Origin of the sequence: Paenibacillus sp. FSL R5-192 (assembly GCF_000517845.1) — a bacterium.
Taxonomy (GTDB): domain Bacteria; phylum Bacillota; class Bacilli; order Paenibacillales; family Paenibacillaceae; genus Paenibacillus; species Paenibacillus amylolyticus.
Genome location: NZ_ASPR01000047.1, coordinates 76,904 through 94,609 on the forward strand (window position 1 = coordinate 76,904; position 17,706 = coordinate 94,609).

Annotated in this window: 19 protein-coding genes; 15 read left to right on the top strand and 4 right to left on the bottom strand. The window is 38.7% G+C overall.

Annotated elements, in window-relative coordinates:
- Positions 1 to 178 precede the first annotated feature (178 nt).
- Both C161_RS23125 and C161_RS23130 read left to right on the top strand, forming a co-directional pair.
- The gene (locus C161_RS23125) at positions 179 to 742 is read left to right on the top strand and encodes a hypothetical protein (RefSeq protein WP_036673091.1); all 564 of its coding nucleotides are present in this window, start codon (positions 179 to 181) and stop codon (positions 740 to 742) included.
- On the top strand, positions 739 to 1,149 hold the full coding sequence (locus C161_RS23130; RefSeq protein ID WP_036673092.1) for a DUF2000 family protein: 411 nt from the start codon (positions 739 to 741) through the stop codon (positions 1,147 to 1,149). The genes C161_RS23125 and C161_RS23130 overlap by 4 nt, the downstream gene beginning before the upstream one ends.
- A 121-nt stretch (positions 1,150 to 1,270) precedes the next feature.
- Here C161_RS23130 and C161_RS23135 read toward each other — a convergent pair whose 3' ends face one another.
- Positions 1,271 to 2,485 (bottom strand): MFS transporter, encoded by a 1,215-nt coding sequence (locus C161_RS23135; protein ID WP_036673093.1) that lies wholly within the window; start codon positions 2,483 to 2,485, stop codon positions 1,271 to 1,273.
- Between the two features lie 281 nt (positions 2,486 to 2,766).
- Between C161_RS23135 and C161_RS23140 the strand changes: the two genes are divergently transcribed.
- Positions 2,767 to 3,345, top strand: a complete 579-nt coding sequence (locus C161_RS23140; RefSeq protein WP_036673094.1) for a TetR/AcrR family transcriptional regulator — start codon at positions 2,767 to 2,769, stop codon at positions 3,343 to 3,345.
- A gap of 100 nt (positions 3,346 to 3,445) precedes the next feature.
- Here C161_RS23140 and C161_RS23145 read toward each other — a convergent pair whose 3' ends face one another.
- The gene (locus tag C161_RS23145) at positions 3,446 to 4,570 is read right to left on the bottom strand and encodes an LLM class flavin-dependent oxidoreductase (protein WP_036673095.1); all 1,125 of its coding nucleotides are present in this window, start codon (positions 4,568 to 4,570) and stop codon (positions 3,446 to 3,448) included.
- Between the two features lie 264 nt (positions 4,571 to 4,834).
- Between C161_RS23145 and C161_RS23150 the strand changes: the two genes are divergently transcribed.
- From C161_RS23150 to C161_RS23190, 10 genes are all read left to right on the top strand, one after another.
- Positions 4,835 to 6,220, top strand: a complete 1,386-nt coding sequence (locus tag C161_RS23150) for a hypothetical protein (RefSeq protein ID WP_036673096.1) — start codon at positions 4,835 to 4,837, stop codon at positions 6,218 to 6,220.
- Positions 6,221 to 6,516: 296 nt separating this feature from the next.
- Positions 6,517 to 7,851 carry a helix-turn-helix domain-containing protein gene (locus tag C161_RS23155; protein ID WP_235193910.1) on the top strand — a complete coding sequence of 445 codons (1,335 nt, stop codon included), beginning with the start codon at positions 6,517 to 6,519 and terminating at the stop codon, positions 7,849 to 7,851.
- Positions 7,852 to 7,872: 21 nt separating this feature from the next.
- The gene (locus C161_RS23160; protein WP_036673098.1) at positions 7,873 to 9,237 is read left to right on the top strand and encodes a helix-turn-helix domain-containing protein; all 1,365 of its coding nucleotides are present in this window, start codon (positions 7,873 to 7,875) and stop codon (positions 9,235 to 9,237) included.
- Positions 9,238 to 9,303: 66 nt separating this feature from the next.
- Entirely contained in the window at positions 9,304 to 10,614 is a 1,311-nt protein-coding gene (locus C161_RS23165; protein WP_221823827.1) for a helix-turn-helix domain-containing protein, read from the top strand.
- 201 nt (positions 10,615 to 10,815) lie between these two features.
- The gene (locus tag C161_RS32075; protein WP_084650459.1) at positions 10,816 to 10,989 is read left to right on the top strand and encodes an aspartyl-phosphate phosphatase Spo0E family protein; all 174 of its coding nucleotides are present in this window, start codon (positions 10,816 to 10,818) and stop codon (positions 10,987 to 10,989) included.
- Positions 10,990 to 11,171: 182 nt separating this feature from the next.
- Complete coding sequence (locus C161_RS23170; protein ID WP_036673099.1) at positions 11,172 to 11,387, top strand: hypothetical protein; 216 nt, start codon at positions 11,172 to 11,174, stop codon at positions 11,385 to 11,387.
- A 103-nt stretch (positions 11,388 to 11,490) separates the two neighbouring features.
- Complete coding sequence (locus tag C161_RS23175) at positions 11,491 to 12,384, top strand: McbB family protein (protein WP_036673101.1); 894 nt, start codon at positions 11,491 to 11,493, stop codon at positions 12,382 to 12,384.
- A complete protein-coding gene (locus C161_RS23180; protein ID WP_036673102.1) occupies positions 12,374 to 13,204 on the top strand; it encodes a SagB/ThcOx family dehydrogenase in 831 nt (276 codons plus the stop codon). Before C161_RS23175 ends, C161_RS23180 begins: the two co-directional genes overlap by 11 nt.
- Positions 13,205 to 13,214: 10 nt before the next feature.
- The gene (locus C161_RS23185; RefSeq protein WP_036673104.1) at positions 13,215 to 14,255 is read left to right on the top strand and encodes a YcaO-like family protein; all 1,041 of its coding nucleotides are present in this window, start codon (positions 13,215 to 13,217) and stop codon (positions 14,253 to 14,255) included.
- Between the two features lie 20 nt (positions 14,256 to 14,275).
- Positions 14,276 to 15,376 carry a YcaO-like family protein gene (locus tag C161_RS23190; RefSeq protein ID WP_036673106.1) on the top strand — a complete coding sequence of 367 codons (1,101 nt, stop codon included), beginning with the start codon at positions 14,276 to 14,278 and terminating at the stop codon, positions 15,374 to 15,376.
- Between the two features lie 164 nt (positions 15,377 to 15,540).
- On the opposite strand, the gene C161_RS32450 is transcribed toward C161_RS23190, so the two are convergent.
- Complete coding sequence (locus C161_RS32450) at positions 15,541 to 15,978, bottom strand: hypothetical protein (RefSeq protein ID WP_235193911.1); 438 nt, start codon at positions 15,976 to 15,978, stop codon at positions 15,541 to 15,543.
- Between the two features lie 186 nt (positions 15,979 to 16,164).
- Between C161_RS32450 and C161_RS23200 the strand changes: the two genes are divergently transcribed.
- A complete protein-coding gene (locus tag C161_RS23200) occupies positions 16,165 to 16,872 on the top strand; it encodes an ATP-binding cassette domain-containing protein (RefSeq protein WP_036673109.1) in 708 nt (235 codons plus the stop codon).
- A 219-nt stretch (positions 16,873 to 17,091) separates the two neighbouring features.
- Here C161_RS23200 and C161_RS33120 read toward each other — a convergent pair whose 3' ends face one another.
- Positions 17,092 to 17,181, bottom strand: coding sequence for a putative holin-like toxin (locus tag C161_RS33120; RefSeq protein ID WP_235193912.1), 90 nt, complete (start codon positions 17,179 to 17,181; stop codon positions 17,092 to 17,094).
- Positions 17,182 to 17,506: 325 nt separating this feature from the next.
- Between C161_RS33120 and C161_RS23205 the strand changes: the two genes are divergently transcribed.
- Positions 17,507 to 17,695 (top strand): aspartyl-phosphate phosphatase Spo0E family protein, encoded by a 189-nt coding sequence (locus tag C161_RS23205; protein ID WP_036673231.1) that lies wholly within the window; start codon positions 17,507 to 17,509, stop codon positions 17,693 to 17,695.
- Positions 17,696 to 17,706: the final 11 nt, after the last annotated feature.

Here is a 17,706-nt window from a genome sequence, read left to right on the forward strand (position 1 = left end):
AGTAAAAATTCATTTCATAACATTATAGCTCAATATTTTCCATTTTGAATACACCTTTTGGTTAAAAATATGAACCAAAATACATATTTATGTTGCGTTAAAGTGTTAATTGACAATAGGAAATTTTTGGTATACGATCTTTAGCGGATTAGAAATAAAAAGGAGGAAATAGAAATAAATGGAGATCGTTAAAGAGAAATATGCCATACTGGGAACGCTAGGAGACGATGAAGGATTCCTGACTTGCAGCATGCATATCGCGAAGAAATTAGGCAACTCGGAACGTATCAAGCCATACCCTGAATTTGAAGCGGCTGCGGAAGACTTGAGATCAGGGATCATATCCTGCTTGCTGGTCCCCGGGGCGTATCCCAAGCTCAACAGCTTCATCATGGATTCTGAACTAGCGGTGTCTGAGAGCTTTGTGGAGAAAATTCCTGCGCTGGTTCTATCCGGCTTCCATGCGGTATGTCCCGATCAGATCGATATTATCTATCATCATCCAGCAACCACATACTTGTTATCTGAACTTGATACAACCTATAGAGAGAACAGCACCGTATCGTCCAACCCTGAAGCTTGCAGGAAGGTCATGCACAACACGGAGAAGTCCATTGCGCTCACGAATCAGCTATGCGCTGATCATTACGGGCTTGTGACCTACAAAGTATTGCGCGAGGGAATCAATATGCCATGGGTATGTTTTACACAAAATACACAGAGGGTGAATACAGTCATATGAAAAGAATTGCTATTATACTAGATAAAAATCTGGAACCTGGCGCCGCCGCTAATGTGGCTGCCCTGTTAATGGGACAAGCATCGCTGAATGAGCCGGAGTTATATTCTGATCAACCTGTGCTGGATCATAGCGGCGTTCAGCATGCCGGCATCCGATATAGCACTGTCATTCTGAAGGCCGGGGAGAATCAACTGATCAATCTGGCCAAACTCTGCTCAGACGACAGCGGGGGACTGAGCCATGTTGTTTTTTCACAGACAGGCCAGTCGCTCAACAATGCCTTTGAACAATATGCAGTTGAGATCGCTTCGATGGAATTGGAAGATACCAAAGTGGTAGGTGTCATTGTATGGGGCGAGGATGATCGAGTTAGGGCAGCGACCAAAAAATTCAGTGTCATGAAATAAGGGAAAAGGGCAGAAGCGGATCTTAGAGATCACTCTGCCCTTCTTTATATATGAAAGAATTGTTATAGAGGTTGTTCAAAAGTCCGCTTTTGATTATGAAGGATGCCTGAAGGCATCGCATTTATAGATGATTGCTGATAACGGCAGCTTTCTTTTCCGTAAAGTAATACACCAAAGCGAGCAGCGGCATAATCAGGCCAATCAGCGTTGTGAGACTCCAGCCTCCGTTAGCATAAGACCAGCTTCCAAGGGATGAGCCAATCGCACCGCCGACAAAAAAGATCGACATGAATATGCCATTCACGCGCCCTCTCGCTTCATTTCCTAGCGAATAGATGATGCGTTGACCCAGCACCAGATTTCCCGAGACAGCCATATCCAGTGTGATCGCCACGATCACAAGCAGTATCAGTGCTAACGTGGAGTGACTCTGGAACGCATAAGCAAGACCAAACGAAGCAGCAGCGATCACCATGGCAGCACCTGTCAGAATACGTGTTAGTCCGCGATCAGCCAGTCTCCCGGCAATGGGAGCGGCAATAGCACCACCGACACCAGCCAGTGCGAACCAGGCAATCCCTTGCTGTGACATATCAAAATCGTTAGCGAGCCTGAGCGGAACCGTAGTCCAGAACAAGCTGAAAGCACCAAACAGACTGGCCTGATAGAACGCCCGGCGGCGCAGCAGCGGCATCGTTCTGAACAGTGTGCCCAAGGACACGATTAATTGCCCGTATTTCAAGGTGGGTTCAGGCTGGCGAGCAGGAAGAGCGCGTGATAGGAGCAACATGAGAAGTGTTATGACAATGGCGGAGAATACAAAGACCGTCTGCCATCCGAAGAGGCTGGTGATAAAGCTTGCGACAGGACGAGCCAGCATGATGCCCAGCAGCAGACCACTCATTACATTGCCAACAACCCGTCCGCGCTGTTCCTCGGAAGTAAGATATGTCGCATAGGGCACCAGAATTTGAGCGACCACAGAACCTATACCAATGAACAGAGAGGCAGTCAGAAATACAACAGCAGTGGGCGAGAAAGCCGCAGCAATCAGGGCAACAACCAGTACGATGAGGAAAAGAACGACCAGGCGTCGATTCTCGGTAATGTCACTGAGCGGCACGATAAACAGCAAACCAATGACATAACCAATCTGAGTCAACGTTACGATCAATCCGGCAGCGGCAGAAGACAGACCCGTTGTCATGCTGATCGGACCGATAACGGTCTGAGCGTAATACAGATTTGCCACGATCAATCCACAAGCGGATGCCAGCAAAAAAATAATCCAGGTGGGTACAGGTGCCTTCTTCACTTGTTGTCTCATATCCATCATAATCATCCTCCACAGTTCTAAATTGGTATTCCCAATAAACAGGTGATATTTAAAAACGTTAATTACTAAACGGTGTGTTCACTAATTACAAATATATAATAAACTAAACGTATAGTATTGTAAATAGGCTCTACATATTTTAATGAGAAAGTTAATGAGGATGAAAAGGTGAGCGGAGGATGGAATTGTGTGTATTCATGGCAGTTTAGTATAATGAACGTATCGTTTTTATGAAAAATACTGATGATTAAATATATTTTATACATCCAGGAGGGCTCAAGATGACTGCCAAAAGAGGACGTCCGCGTAACATGGAAACCCAGAATGCCATTCTTACAGCATCGTATGAGTTGTTGTTGGAGCACGGATTCGGGGTGGTTACAATCGAGAAGATTGCTGAACGTGCACAGGTGAGCAAAGCCACTATCTACAAATGGTGGCCGAATAAAGGCGCTGTCATCATGGACGGATATATGTCTGCGGCAACGGCAAGATTGCCAGTGCCAGATACAGGGTCGGTATTGGAGGATATACGCATACATGCGAGTAATCTGGTTCGTTTTTTGACCAGTCGGGAAGGAAAAGTGATTACACAGATTATTGGGGAAGGGCAGTCGGATGCAGGGCTCGCCGAAGAATACCGTACAAGATACATCCAACCACGTCGGCGTGAAGCTTGGGGGATTCTGGAGAAGGGTGTGGTGCGCGGCGAATTGAAGGCAGGGGTGGACATTGGACTGTACATTGATCTGATCTATGGGCCGGTGTTCTATCGTATGTTAGTGACGGGGGAAGCGATGGATGATGCGTTTGTAGATCTGATGCTTCGTTCATTGTTGGAAGGCATTCAGTCCAAGTAGATATAGGGATAGTCGCGATACAAGTGGGAGGAAGAGGGAAGAGGGCGATTCGTAGGAATCACCCTGGAAGGAGCCCATGTATATTGTACGTGGGAGATTGTTAGACCTGGAATATAGGTGAGATGGCTGTGGGCCATGAATTTGTAACATTAGAGGAAAGGAAGGATGAGTGCTGGGTTAACACCGGGGGTTCATTCCATACCGAACTGGGCAGTTCGCGGCGTAATACAGGGGCAACTTCCTTGGCAAAACGCTCCACTTGCTCCAGTTGCTCGCTATGCGTCAGTCCATCTACGCTGATACTCAGCACCTGATGTCCGTAAGCGGCATGATAGTCCAGAATTTTCCCAATGATCTGCTCCGGACTGCCGATTAACGCAGGACCTCGTGCAATGTTATCCTCCAGATCGGTGAAGGGGGACTGGTTATGCTGTGCGGCGGCAGTGGCATGGAACGCTTCATAATATGGCTTATAGCGGCGAATGGCTTCTTCGCCCGTATCCGCAAGATAGAGGCTGCCGGCACCAGAGCCAATCACTGCTTGCTGCGGATCATGACCATAATAATCGAGGCGTTCCCGATAATGATCAATTAACGCTTTGTATTTGGCTTGCGGGTGAAAAGAGTTCGACGTGAAGAGCGGCTCGCCATATTTGGCAGCGAGTTCGGTCGAGACCGTGCTCGACGCGCTACCATGCCAGATTGGGATGGATTGCTGAAGCGGCCTTGGCCACGTGGTCACCCCCTCAAGCGGAGGGCGATACGTTCCCTGCCAGGTTACATTCTCTTCAGACCACAGCCGTCTTAGCAGATGATAGCGTTCATCGAGTGAGTCCCATTGTTCCTCTTCGCTTATGCCAAACAGCGGATAGTGCCGAGGGTCATTGCCTTTCCCGATGATCATCTCCAGCCGTCCGCCCGATAATTGATCCAACGTGGCATAATCCTCGGCAACCCGGACTGGATCAAGTATACTAAGAACAGTAACGGTGGTTAGTAACCGAATGCGTGTGGTTGCTGCGGCTATTGCCGTTAATACGACAGGTGGCGAGGAAGATAGAAACGGCGCACCGTGTCGTTCACCGATTCCGTAGGCATCGAATCCCAGTCGTTCAGCCAGCTTCGCTTGCTCTAATATATTGTGGAATTTCTGCTGAGTTGTCAGAGCTTCCCCGGTTACGGCATTAGGCAGATTCATCATGAGACTAAACAAGGCAAATTTCATCTGACCTTCTCCTCGAACTGAATTGATAATTCCTGTGTTGTCTAATCCTATTGAAATAGTAGGATATGTAAGTTGAATTAAATGTATCACGTTCTCACGGATTCTTCTAATGGATTTTTTCTATAAGCAGGAGCAGCCAGGCCTCCTTGCATAAATGTGAAGGAAATTGCCACGATTTTTATTGACCGCTGTAAAATTTAGGATTAAAATTGTGCTTATCATATAAATTCAAAATTATGGATTTTCATTGTGGAGGTGGGATACATGGAACCTACAACTACGATACGCTCATATATTGAGGACTACATCAGGAAACAGGGGTACACCCTGCAGTATTTTGCCGATATATCGGGAGTTAACGCTGGAACGCTTAGTGCAATTATTAAGGGGACTCGGCCCATCGCTATGGCGCAACTGGATCTGATTACCCAAGGCATGAAGCTGGAAGAGGGGTATTTCTACGAGATTTATGGGGCTGAATGTTTCGTGGAATCGGCACCTCATTGGAGGAGACTGGAACCATTCCTGCAACGCTGTGCTGAATTGGACAAGCTGGAATGTATTCATAAGGTTATCCAGGAAGTGACGGATGATCGCTCGTATATCTCGGAGTTGTTTGAGATGGCAGAAGGCATGCTTGAACGTGGACAGACGAAGGCTGCACGGATGTTGTACGAATGTGTGGCGGAGTGTGAGAAATATCAACACTCGGAACGTCTGGCTCTGTGCCAGTATCGCATCTTCACCCTCTCGCTTGGTCAGAATCAACATGATAACCTGCGGGCCGCTGTGCACTTTGAGCCATATATTAATCGGCTGGATGAGGAACGGCAACTGGATGCGATCAAGGATTTGGCGAATACGTATCTGGCTTTAAGGTATTGGGACAAGGTATTTGATTTGGCAGAAGAGTTAGATCAGAAAACTAAAATTTTGCAGTCATATACAAAGAAAAAAATAGACAAAAGTGATAGACTCACCTCCTATCCTTTGTTCGTATATAGAGCTTATTCCAACTTGCTTAAATCATCGGCATGTGAGGGGCAGGGGCGTTATGACGAGGCATTAGTCTACACAGAGATCTATGCCAAACTCGCTAATGTCTCTGAACCGGATGAAGAAGATCAGATTTTCATTGATAAATTTGCTGGATGGACGGAAGCCAATACTTATTTATATAAATTAATGATGGGTGAACACAGTGTATTACCTGCTTACTTGGAATTTATCGAGAAAAATGAAGAAGAAATTTTACCTGCAATCATTAATATTTTGGAGGCAGCTAATAAGTTTGATCAAAATATTGATGATATTTTGTATAAATTCAGGGATCAAATTAACTCGGAAATTAAACGTTTAAAAGGCTACACTGAGCAGATGAAAAATGAGATTTGTGTTGCATTCTTGTTAGAACTTTCTCTCTATCACTTGAATCGCCATGAATATCGAGAGGGTTTGAAGCAGCTTATGCACTGTCTGAGAGAATCTGTACGATTTAACAATCAAACAGCTATCATTCATTGTATTTCCCTATATGAGAAGTACAAAAACATGGGTACCACTGAAATCGAGCACCAATACAAAACTATAATGATGGAGGTTCAGAAATCTTATGAAAAAAAAGAAAATCTTCTATGTAATCTTGCTTAGCTTTATGATTATTAATATCAGTCAATTAGGTAATTTTGATATCGATGCACCTTTACAAATACTGAATTATCCGCATGGTGCAGGAAGATTATAACAGAAAAAATATATTAAATTTTTCAAAAAGGTTTACTTTCAAGTAACGAGAGTAAGCTTTTTTGTATTTTCATAGATTGACCAATGTAAAATACAGGATTAAAATAACATTTATTATATGTTATTGAATTATAAGTGATTTAGGTGGCGGAGGTGTGATAGTGGAATTGGTTCCTACAATAAGAGTACATATTGAGAGATTTATGAGAGAACAAAATCTCAAGTTGCAGCATTTTTCCGATATTACAGGAATTAATGTTGGGACTTTAAGTGCCATTCTTAAAGGTAGCAGACCGATGTCTATGAACCAACTGAATCAAATTACTTCTGTAATGGGATTAGAAAAAGGTTATTTTTATGAGAGTTATGGGGTAGAGTCCTTCATTGAATCTGCGCCTCACTGGAGACGTATGGAACCATACCTATACGAGTGTGCTGAACTTGGTAAGCTGGATTGTATACAACAAGTTATTACTCATGTGACGGATGATCGATCCTATATAGAAGAGTTATTTGATGTAGCTGAGAGCTTTTTTGCTAGAGGATTAAAAGAAGCAGCTCTTATTCTGTATGAATGTGTGGCAGACTGTGAGAAATATCAACACTCGGAGCGGCTGGCCCTTTGTCAGTACCGTATTTTCCTGCTTCATAAAACACTGAATAAACTCATTAACATGAACGCCGCAGTAAAGTTTGAATCCTATATTGATAAATTGAATGAGGAAATGCAACTGGATGCGCTTAAAGATTTAGCTAACCTGTATAGCACAATGAATCTGTGGGATAAGGTTTTTGAGTTGGCTGAGGAGTCGATACGAAGAACTGACTTACAAATTCATTTTCAATCCTTAAGAAGGAAAAGGAAACCTAGAGTTGCTTTTTATCCTCTTTTCACTTATAAAGCTTATGCCATTCTGCACAAGGCACATGTATCTGGAGAATGTAGGCAATATATAGAAGCTTTAGAGTACACAGATATTTATGAGGATATAGTGAACAATGTTAAAGATCCAACTGGAGAAGAACAAGAACTAATAGGACTGTTCAAGGGTTGGGCGGAGGGAAATCGATATTTGTACAAGATACTATCAGGTGATTTTGAGGTCCTGAATAATTATCTAGATTACCTAGATGCTAATCATGAGGAAATCTCAACAGCATTCGTATATATTATACAAGCTGCCAATCAGTACTCTTACAATATTGACTACACACTGAATAGATTCAAAAATCAGATAAACGAGATTAGAACAAAGAAATATGTAAAAGTAAAAAGAGCATATAACGAACAGGCATCAAATTTTAGATATATACGCTTATTCTACGAACTAGCAAAGTACAGATTAAGTCAAAGTCAGATTGAACAGGGAATAGGACATTTAATTACAAGTTTAGAACGTTCTTCTTTATGTAATGAAGATCTTATGTGTATCAAATGCATTGATTTGTACGGAAAATACAGAAATCACGCTAGTAAGACCCAGGAAGAGCAGTATACAAAACTAATAGATAAGTTAAGTGTACCAACTTTTCGATAGTAAAACATCTGGGGAAGGACGATGAAGACAATGTCCAATATACGTTCCTATATTGAAAGTCACTTGAAGAATAAGGGATATAAACTACAGCAATTTTCAGAAATCGCTGACATTAATGTTGGTACATTAAGTGCGATCATCAAAGGAACCAGGCTTATTTCAATGAACCAACTAGATCAAATTACATCTGTAATGGGTTTAGAACAGGGTTACTTTTATGAAATGTATGGAGTTGAATGTTTTATTGAATCTGCGCCCCACTGGAGGCGATTAGAACCGTATTTATTTCGTTGTGCTGAACTTGGTAAGCTAGATATTATACAACAAGTCATTACTCATGTGACAGATGATCAATCCTATATTGATGAGTTGTTTGATGTGGCAGAGAGTCTCTATAGTAAAAGTATGAATGAATCTGCACTCATTTTATATGAGTGTGTGGCCGACAGTGAGAAGTATCAACATTCTGAACGGTTGGCCCTTTGCCAGTACCGTATCTTCCTGCTTCATAAAACACTGAGTAAATTTGATAATCTCAATGCAACAGTAAAGTTCGAACCGTATATTGATAAATTAAATGAAGAAGTGCAATTGGATGCAATTAAAGACTTGGCCAACGTGTATAATACGATACATTTGTGGGACAAGGTTGATGCATGGGCAAGGGAACTGGAACGGAAAGCAGAAATTCAATTAAAAATTCAATATCGTAGGCGGAAAAATAAAAGAAGGCTAACAGCCTATCCTCTTTTTACATATACAGCCTATGCAAACTTATTAATATCAAGCGTTTATGGTACCCGCAAGGAGTACGATAAGGCCATAAATTATCTGCAAAAATACATGGAGATAATTGAGATTGAGAATCCTACAGAAGAGGATCAAAATATAATAGATCTATTTAAGAAATGGGGAGAGGGGAATCAATATGTATTCCGAATAATGGTAGGTCAGGAGAGTGTGATTTCCCCTTATTTAGGATATTTAGAAAAAAATCCGGAAGAGATATTAACGGGTTTGCTAAATATTTTGGAAGCATCTAATCAGTATGGATTTAATATTGATCATGTTTTGAAAAAGTTTGAACATCCGATTAATTTGTTTAATACGGACGCTCATAATAAAGGTAGTTATACCGATCAAATGATAGACCATGGATATAGAGTTTTTTATTATGAATTGGCAAAATATCAAATAAATCAATATAATTATTCACTTGGAATTGATGCCTTACTTATTTGCTTAGATCTCTCTTCTTCAAGTAAAGATGATCTAATGTGCATTAAATGTTTAGATTTGTATGGGGAGTATAGGAGTGAAGCCAATGAAACACAGATCAGAAAGTACAAAAAAGTAATAGAAAAGTTAAGTTTACCGACTTTTTGATGATGAAATATCTGGGAAGGGACGGTGAAGAAAATGTCCAATATACGTTCCTATATTGAAAATCACATGAATAATAAGGGATATAAGCTACAACAATTCTCGGAAATTGTCGACATTAATGTGGGTACATTAAGTGCTATCGTCAAAGGAACAAGGCTTATTTCAATGAACCAACTAGACCAGATTACCTCTGCAATGGGTTTGGAACAGGGGTACTTTTATGATATGTATGGTGTGGAATGTTTTATTGAGTCAGCACCCCATTGGAGACGATTAGAACCGTTTATATACCGTTGTGCTGAGCTCGGTAAGCTGGATATTATTCAACAAGTCATTACTCATGTGACAGATGATCATTCATATATAGATGAGTTGTTTGAAGTAGCCGAAGATTTGTATAACAAAGGAATGAAGCAAGCAGCACTTATCTTGTATGAATGTGTGTCTGAATGCGAAAAATATCAGCACTCTGAACGCTTGGCTATGTGCCAGTATCGTATATTTCTGATTAGTATGGGTTCTGACCAAAAAGAAAACAGAGTAATTATTTCAAAGTTTGAACCTTTTATAGAGCGATTAGATCAGGACTATCAATTGGATGCAATTAAGGATTTGGCGAATGCTTACTGGGGGTTGCATGAGTGGAATAAAATGAAGGGTTTATCGCAAGAACTTGAGAGACGAGCTAACCTGGCTATGAAACAAACTAAAAAGCGTGTATCTAAATCTCAATATCCTTTCTTCGTATACAAAGCCTATGCCAACTTACTTTTTTCTAACTATTGTGATTATGCTAAAAATTACAAAGAAGCCTTAAAGTACACTGATATATATGAGAAAATCATTGAGAATGAAGCGAAAGTTGCAGATTATGAAGTTCTTCATAAATTTAGAGAATGGGCGAAATTCAACAAATGTTTGTATAAAGTCATGATGGGAAGAAAAGAGGTCATCCCTGAATACATCACTTACATTGAACATAGTGAAGAGGAAATTCTTCCTGCAATGGTCAAAATTCTTCAATCAGCAAATAGATATCAATATGATATAGATGAGGTCTTGATGAGATTTAAAGCTCGGATCGATGCTAAATTCAATGACGTACGTTCACAAGGAAGATATACTGTACAGAGTTGGTATTATCGAAGAGTGGTGCTATTCTACGAATTGGCCTTTTACTACTTTAACAAGAAGAGGTTTGAACTCGGAGCTACTTCTCTGTTAATAAGTTTAGAGATAAGTATTTTTGTCAAAGATGACGTTCTGATCTCAAAATGTGTAAATCTCTATGGGCAGTTTAAGGAGCATTTAACTAATCAAGATCATGATAATTATAAAATACTAATAGATAATATTTATATAGAAGCGAGTTTATAGTTTAGCCTACTGCAATCAGTAGGCTATTTTTTATTTTCGCTTCCTTGAAAAGATAGAGCGCAATGCCTTTTTCTAAAGAATTCTTTTTACAATATTATGCAAAACATAATATGTTCTTAAGAGAACTTTTCATCATGACCAAAACTAAACAACATACTTATTCTAAATGTTTTTCTAGAATGTCCTAGAGGGGTACATGCCATGAGAGAACTAAGTATCTTAAAAGACCAAATAGAGCAAGGTCGGCAAGAGTTGAGTCGCTTGGTAGATCAATATGGAATCCCGAATGTGAAAGTGCTTGAGCAGTCTATGGCGTTGGACGAGCTAATTAATGAATATAATCGATTTACTCTAGGAGTAAATATGAGGAAATGAACGATATGTTATTTAAGTTTAATTAAATAATTACACATGTTAATTTGTATAATTATTCAAATAAATAAAATATAATATTCTTTTGCAAAATATTATATTTTAAAAAAGGGATCAACATACTAGTTCATTTTTTGAAAAGGTTAAATGAATTTTTTATCTATATTAAATAAGGAGGTGAGCATATGGGAGCAAGTAAACCTGGTAAAGGTAGTAATAAATATCCCGATTTGACTAGCGGGGATTTCGGTGTTGGAGCAATCAGATTTCAAAACCCCCCAAATACAGGCGGGGGAACAGGGAACACCGGTAGCTGTGGTGTTAATGTAAGTTGTGTACTTTGCTGTTGTTGTGGCAAAGGTGGTGGAGCGGATAATGTACAAAAACAAATTGAACTATAGGACTTTTTTTGATTCCCAATAATTATATTGATTCGAGTGCGGCAATATGCGTATTTAGGATATTAGCCGCACTTGAAGTTTAAAGCGGAGGTGTCATATCACTTTGATTACAGAAGAGTACACTACGTATACATTGAATAACTTTGTTATCTATGAAATAAACTCAAATGAACTAGTTTTAATGCATAATTATGGGATAGTGAAAATAAAAGAAGCAAGATTAATAGAAGAAATTAAGAAATGGGATAACAATAATATTAAATCAGTCCATGAAGAAGAACTTATGGATGTTTTTCAAGAAGATTATTCAAATGCTATAGCATTTTTAGAGAATAATTACATCTTCATTACTAAAGAAGAGGTGAACTTCTCAATAGAAAAATGCGTTTTCTTAAGTAACAATGATGAAATACTTAAAGTGTCCCAAGAGTTTCTTTTTGAGAACCAAAATATGAAAAATTCAATTGTAAATCTTAATGAAGAATCGAATAGCACACTACTTTCAGAGAAGAATAGTAATACTTTATATGTAGTATTTATGAATCCTTACAGTAAAGAAATGGCCAATAAGATTACTTCACTTGTAAGAAAGAGTGAGAATTCAATTTTATTAATGAGTTACACGTATAACAACAATTTTTATATTGATTCTCTTTATAGCCCTCAAGCATCTAATCCATGTCATTTTTGCCACATAGGCCACATTGAATCGCAATTGCGTGTAGATTCTACTGGGAATATCTCTTATCAGCAAATTATCGATTCGATTTATAAAGATGAACCCAAATTCAAGGTTCATACTCCTCTAAACAAAAATAATATTTTGAATATACTCTCGTTATTAAGTAATAAAATAAGTAAATATTTCACCTTAGAAAATGGTAGAATAATCCATAATGAAGAGTTGCATGAATGTTCCGTATTTGATCTTCAAACGAATAATTACTATACAGATTATTCATTACATTGGGAGCTATGTGACTGCTATGAAAAATAAGTATGTTGGAAGTCTAGAACATAACACAGTGGAAAGGTCATTCACTGATTACATTTACGCTTCTTATATACCAAAGAAAGTTGAGAACTATATTCTTAAATTTCATCAAAGCAGTACTTTGCTAAAGTTGCCTGATTCCAAGCACCAATCCATCGATGATAACGTAATTCCATGGCTTGAATATGCGCAGTACACAGATATCACTCCTGATTATTACGAACAGAAAATTAATCTTAATACAAGCACAGAAGTGAATGTAATCGGAAGTTACAGATCATTTAACAAAGAGAGACTGTTCAATTTTGCAGAGTTATCCCAATTATTAAATGGTGCTTTTATAAGAGATAAACAAACGGGGTCTAAAAAATATGGTTCTGCTGGTGCTCTCTATCCCATAGTTCCGTTGGTACTCGTGTTCCAAGATCATGATACTTTGACAAGAGGAGTTTACGTATATGATGGGATAGAACAAACATTGTTAAAAATAACGTCTTGGGCCAAAGACGAAGCACTTCATATCAAGAAGTATGTCTGTCATGATGCAATAGATCTACCGGAAATTTGTATCGCATATGCAGCAGACTTACGCAGATCAATAATCAAATATCATATCAGAGGGTACAGACATGCTCTAATAGAGGTAGGAGCCATGAGCCAAGTGTTTAAAAATTCTCTCCATAAAATGAGTAAAGGTGTCGGAGAGGTAAGTTGGTCTGGATTCAATGATAACGAACTGACTAAGCGATGTGGTCTTAATGTGAGATTGTGTCCAATAGTGATGCTTCAATGGTTTGGATACACGGATTCAACAGGAAAATGAGGTCGATATCATGTTGTATTTATCAAATCCTCTTCACTTTAATATACCGGAGCAAAAATTTATTACTGACGACACATACACATCCTTCTCAAGAATTGGGAACTTTCTTAAAAATGGTTATATAGGGCCGGATAGTTCCACTGCAATAGATTTTAATAAGCAACAGTCTCTAATCAAAGCTTTTTCAGAAATGATCGAGAGAAGGGCAATATCTGCCGGGGGCATCCCTTTTGATGAGAAGAGTGTATATGCTATTAATATGGTTAATTCAAGTAGTGTACTTATTGATAAGAAATACTCAACGTATTCATTATCAGAAGAATTCCCAATTGATACTACCGGAACCTCTAGTCATATTTCGTCACAAAAAGCAATTGTTAGTTCTCTCCGAGAAATTATTGAAAAAAATGCCTTGTATCTATTTTGGTATGGTAAACAAGGCTCTAAAATTAAACTAGATGTATCTCTGATAAACAAACATAAAATTTTATCTGGATTAATGTATCAAAAAAATAAAGAAGTTCTTTTTTTTATCAATGAATATTTCTATCCCTTAAAGGTAGTATTTTGTTTTATTCTTCACAAAAATTTTGTGTGCTCTTCTGGGGTGGGTAGCTCTTTTTCCATTGAAGAGGCTATCCTTAAATCCACACAAGAAGCCGTTTTATTACAGTGGAAAGAAGAAAGTAATGAACTCGTTGCTATGTCACGCCAAGTGTTCAAGAAAAAATATGAAAATCAATCTGGGATTATTGATTACTTATCTGTAGGGTACGGAAGTATCTCAACTAGTGATTATGAAAAAACGATGAAAGAATTAACAATCTCCAATTTGTTAAATATACTTCCTCCTTGGGTGGCTGAAGTATATATGATTCCGCTAAAACAAACGGTAACTACAAAAATTAAATGTATAAAAATATACTCTCCTTATCTTTTTAATCATATTCCTTTAAAAGAGTACATTAACCTAAGAAACCCTATGAATGTAAATACGATAAATCTTAACGAGCAAAGCATGTTGAAAATACCTAACTGTATTGTAGTGTGATAGAGGGGAGAGAATACGCTTTGATAAATAATCCAGTTAACGGCACACCTTTTATGATTGAAAGGTTTCATATCAAACAAAATTCATTTCTTCTTGACTATTTTCAGAGTGATGTTATTACGTATTCTGAGAATGGTCCGCCTGCAAGCGCAATTGATTTTGATAAAAGAAAATCAATTAAAGCAGCAATAGGAGAGCATATAGAGAGGGTATCTGTTTTTAACAATTATCATAGATTCAGGGATCAATTAGTAGAGGGAGTCAACATGCTGAATGGTACAATAGAACAATTTCCTCTACATCGTATTTTGTTGAACTGGAATGATCCTATACTTAACAAATTAAATCTAGATAATATATATAGCGATACCTGCGGAATGGCCTCTCATGTTAGTTCCCATCAGTCTATAAATTCTGCATTTTTAGAATTCTTTGAAAGACAAAGCTTGCTCTTTAGTTGGTTCACTAAATCTCCTGCTAAAAAGATTCATCTTGAAGATATAAAATTTATAGATCTTCAATCCATTATCCAGATGTCTCGGATACATGTAGATGAGATTTTTATGTACGATATATCGTTGTGTGATGAGGTCAAGGTAGTAATTACAATCGCCTTTGGAGCAAAAACTAAAGGTGTTGGGATAAGTGCTGATTGGGACTACCAAGGTGCAATAACAGGCAGTTTAAAAGAGCTATTCCAATATGTAACTGTGGAGCAGCCTATAAAAAAATCAAATTATCAAAATACGGAATACTCAGTTGATCCATTACTTTACTCTCATTATTTTATGGAGAGACTTGGTGTAGATGAATTAAAAAGCGAGTTTCAATACCTAGAGAAATCAGATCAAGTGCGTGGTGAACTAATAGATGGAGACACAGCTGATCCTAATGAATTTTATAATACAGTTAAGAAAATCTCTTTAAAATTGGCAATGGATTTTAATCTTTGTTATATACCAGCTCTTGATGGAGAGTTAAATACAAAAATTGTTAAAATTATAACAAATAAAGGCTTCCATCACATGTATGCTGCAAAAATAGACCCAACTCAAGTCGAAATCTTGAAGCCTTATAAGAATCGATTACACAATATTGGGAAAATGCTCCCGTTTGGATAAATTGGAGGTTGTTTTTTGAAAATAACTCGTGAATACTTCCGTCTGTTTACTAAAATGATGTTAAGCAACAAAGTAGCTTTCGTATGGTATCTGTTATTTCCCCTCATTGCTTTTTTTATCTTTAATTATCAATGGTTTACTCAGGGGCCTGAGATCAATGAATTTTACATCCAAACCAGTGTATTTGTTTCATATATTATCTTCGTGATGTCCATCGATGTGACGACCAATCTGATCTCTTTAAGAGAGAGCGGTTTTTTCAAGATGTTCAAATTTATCTCAGGTAGTAAATACCCTATTATCTGGGGAAAGGCTCTGAACCAGATTGGTTTTCTGTTCTTGACCATTCTCCTGTTCTCGCTAGTATCGGGAGTGATATTCCTGGATAGCTTTGGACAGGTTGCTTTGTTTCTCGCCGTGTCTTTAACAAGCTGTATATTGGGGTCTGTAATGGTCATTTTATTAACGCTTATCCTAATGCTTCTTCCAGTAAGGCAGGAGTCGCTGAATGCGGTGGTCAGTATGAGTTTACTGGTCATGTTTTTTCTATCTGCAAAGGGACTGGCGTATTCAACAGAGTATGGTCTACTTCTGGTTTTCATCAACCCTATGGAGTACGTCAGGAATCTAACTTTTTTATTAGCAGAATGGTTTATGAATAGCCCTTTCCCACATTTGAGTCTGATCAACATGAGCTTCATCACACTTTGTTATGTTACCTGCGGACTTATCGCACTCAAATTTGTGAAAGTCATATCCAGAACACATCGGACATAGCAGGAGGATCTATGATTAAAATTGAAAATTTGAGCTTCTCTTATCCCAAAGCCTCTCGTCAAAATCTGGATCATTTACATGTGGAGTTTCCCCAACAAACCGTGAATATGATCATTGGCAAAAATGGTTCTGGCAAAACGACTTTATTTGATCTGATCGCAAATGTGATTAAACGTCCGCCAGAAATACAAGGTATTCCGGATGAGAAGGAGATCATCTACCAGCTCCAGGGTTTGTTATTTCCTCTAACTTTGAAGGCCAAAGATCTCTTTCGCTTTTTCCTGTATTCCGATCACTCAAACCGCATTGAAGTGAACAACGAACCTTATGTAGATGAAGATATGAGTCCAGCAGAGGTTGAATTGGTACAGCGGGTATGGCATATGGAGTTTGGGCAATTATCTGTTGGGGAGAGGCGTTATCTGTGTATTCTGGCAATCACATTAATGAAGAGGGAATTATACATCTTTGACGAGCCATTAGCGGGTATCGATCCGGAAATGCGTTATCATATCTTGAAAAGGATTGAGAAGCTGGCACTCCATAATGAGTGCACTGTACTGGTCTCGAACCATCACTTGCAGGATATTGCAAATATCCAGTGTGTTCTGCATTTTATTCATCAAGGTAAAATAACCTTTAGCGGATCATATGAGACGTTTATTAAAATGGGAGATGGAGTGAATCCGGACTTGGCGTTTCTGAAGCAGGTGAAGTGAGGAGAGGTGTTTCTCCATTTTTGCCACGTCCCTTCTACTCCAAAACTGAGCGACAATAATTACCAGTAAAGAGCTAACTTATGTAACAAACTGTGTTAAACTGGAGATAATAACAAAGAGCAAGGATGCGCGAACATCCTGCTCTTTACAACAGCCGCTTCTATGGGCGGTGGCTGTGCATAGGTAGCTGAAATAGACCATTACCTTAGCTGGGGCGGTCTATTTCTTTTTGTTTTGATTATTTAAGGCAATGACAATAGTTACAATCAGTCCAATCAAGGTTACAATGAACCCCGCAAAACTGATCATAAATGTCAATACCGTTGCAACGATCAGTACACATCTGATTTATGTGTCTAGTGATTGCAATCGACAATGAACCCTATGTAGATGAAGAAATGAGTCCGGCTGAGATCAGTAATCTTTAAGCGGATCATATGAGGCGTTTATTCAAACGGGAGATGGCATCAATCCTGATTTAGCTTTTTTGAGACAGGTAAAGTAGGGAGATATAAATTAATTTTTGTTTTATGAAAACCACCTTTGCAAACAATCAATTAGTTCTGCAAAGGAATATAATATGAATTTTTTGGCAATGTATCCTAAAATGTTATACAAAGAGGGGGTGCATGCTGTGAGTGAACCGATACAGATCACAGATAAAATCGAACGGAACAGGCAAGAGTTGAGTCGTTTGGCGGAGAATCATGGCATGCAGGACAACCAAGTCCTCCGACAGTCCATGGTACTGGACGAGCTTATTAATGAATATAATCGATTCAAATATAAAAGCCATCTCAGGAACAGACAACCGATTGCATAATGCAGTCGGTT

Excerpts from the sequence above, each read along its gene's own strand:
- C161_RS23125 (WP_036673091.1), top strand. The coding sequence starts at position 179 with ATGGAGATCGTTAAAGAGAAATATGCCATACTGGGAACGCTAGGAGAC.
- C161_RS23130 (WP_036673092.1), top strand. The coding sequence starts at position 739 with ATGAAAAGAATTGCTATTATACTAGATAAAAATCTGGAACCTGGCGCC.
- C161_RS23135 (WP_036673093.1), bottom strand. The coding sequence starts at position 2,485 with ATGATGGATATGAGACAACAAGTGAAGAAGGCACCTGTACCCACCTGG.
- C161_RS23140 (WP_036673094.1), top strand. The coding sequence starts at position 2,767 with ATGACTGCCAAAAGAGGACGTCCGCGTAACATGGAAACCCAGAATGCC.
- C161_RS23145 (WP_036673095.1), bottom strand. The coding sequence starts at position 4,570 with ATGAAATTTGCCTTGTTTAGTCTCATGATGAATCTGCCTAATGCCGTA.
- C161_RS23150 (WP_036673096.1), top strand. The coding sequence starts at position 4,835 with ATGGAACCTACAACTACGATACGCTCATATATTGAGGACTACATCAGG.
- C161_RS23155 (WP_235193910.1), top strand. The coding sequence starts at position 6,517 with ATGAGAGAACAAAATCTCAAGTTGCAGCATTTTTCCGATATTACAGGA.
- C161_RS23160 (WP_036673098.1), top strand. The coding sequence starts at position 7,873 with ATGAAGACAATGTCCAATATACGTTCCTATATTGAAAGTCACTTGAAG.
- C161_RS23165 (WP_221823827.1), top strand. The coding sequence starts at position 9,304 with ATGAATAATAAGGGATATAAGCTACAACAATTCTCGGAAATTGTCGAC.
- C161_RS32075 (WP_084650459.1), top strand. The coding sequence starts at position 10,816 with ATGAGAGAACTAAGTATCTTAAAAGACCAAATAGAGCAAGGTCGGCAA.
- C161_RS23170 (WP_036673099.1), top strand. The coding sequence starts at position 11,172 with ATGGGAGCAAGTAAACCTGGTAAAGGTAGTAATAAATATCCCGATTTG.
- C161_RS23180 (WP_036673102.1), top strand. The coding sequence starts at position 12,374 with ATGAAAAATAAGTATGTTGGAAGTCTAGAACATAACACAGTGGAAAGG.
- C161_RS23185 (WP_036673104.1), top strand. The coding sequence starts at position 13,215 with ATGTTGTATTTATCAAATCCTCTTCACTTTAATATACCGGAGCAAAAA.
- C161_RS32450 (WP_235193911.1), bottom strand. The coding sequence starts at position 15,978 with ATGAAAACCAGAAGTAGACCATACTCTGTTGAATACGCCAGTCCCTTT.
- C161_RS23200 (WP_036673109.1), top strand. The coding sequence starts at position 16,165 with ATGATTAAAATTGAAAATTTGAGCTTCTCTTATCCCAAAGCCTCTCGT.
- C161_RS33120 (WP_235193912.1), bottom strand. The coding sequence starts at position 17,181 with ATGATCAGTTTTGCGGGGTTCATTGTAACCTTGATTGGACTGATTGTA.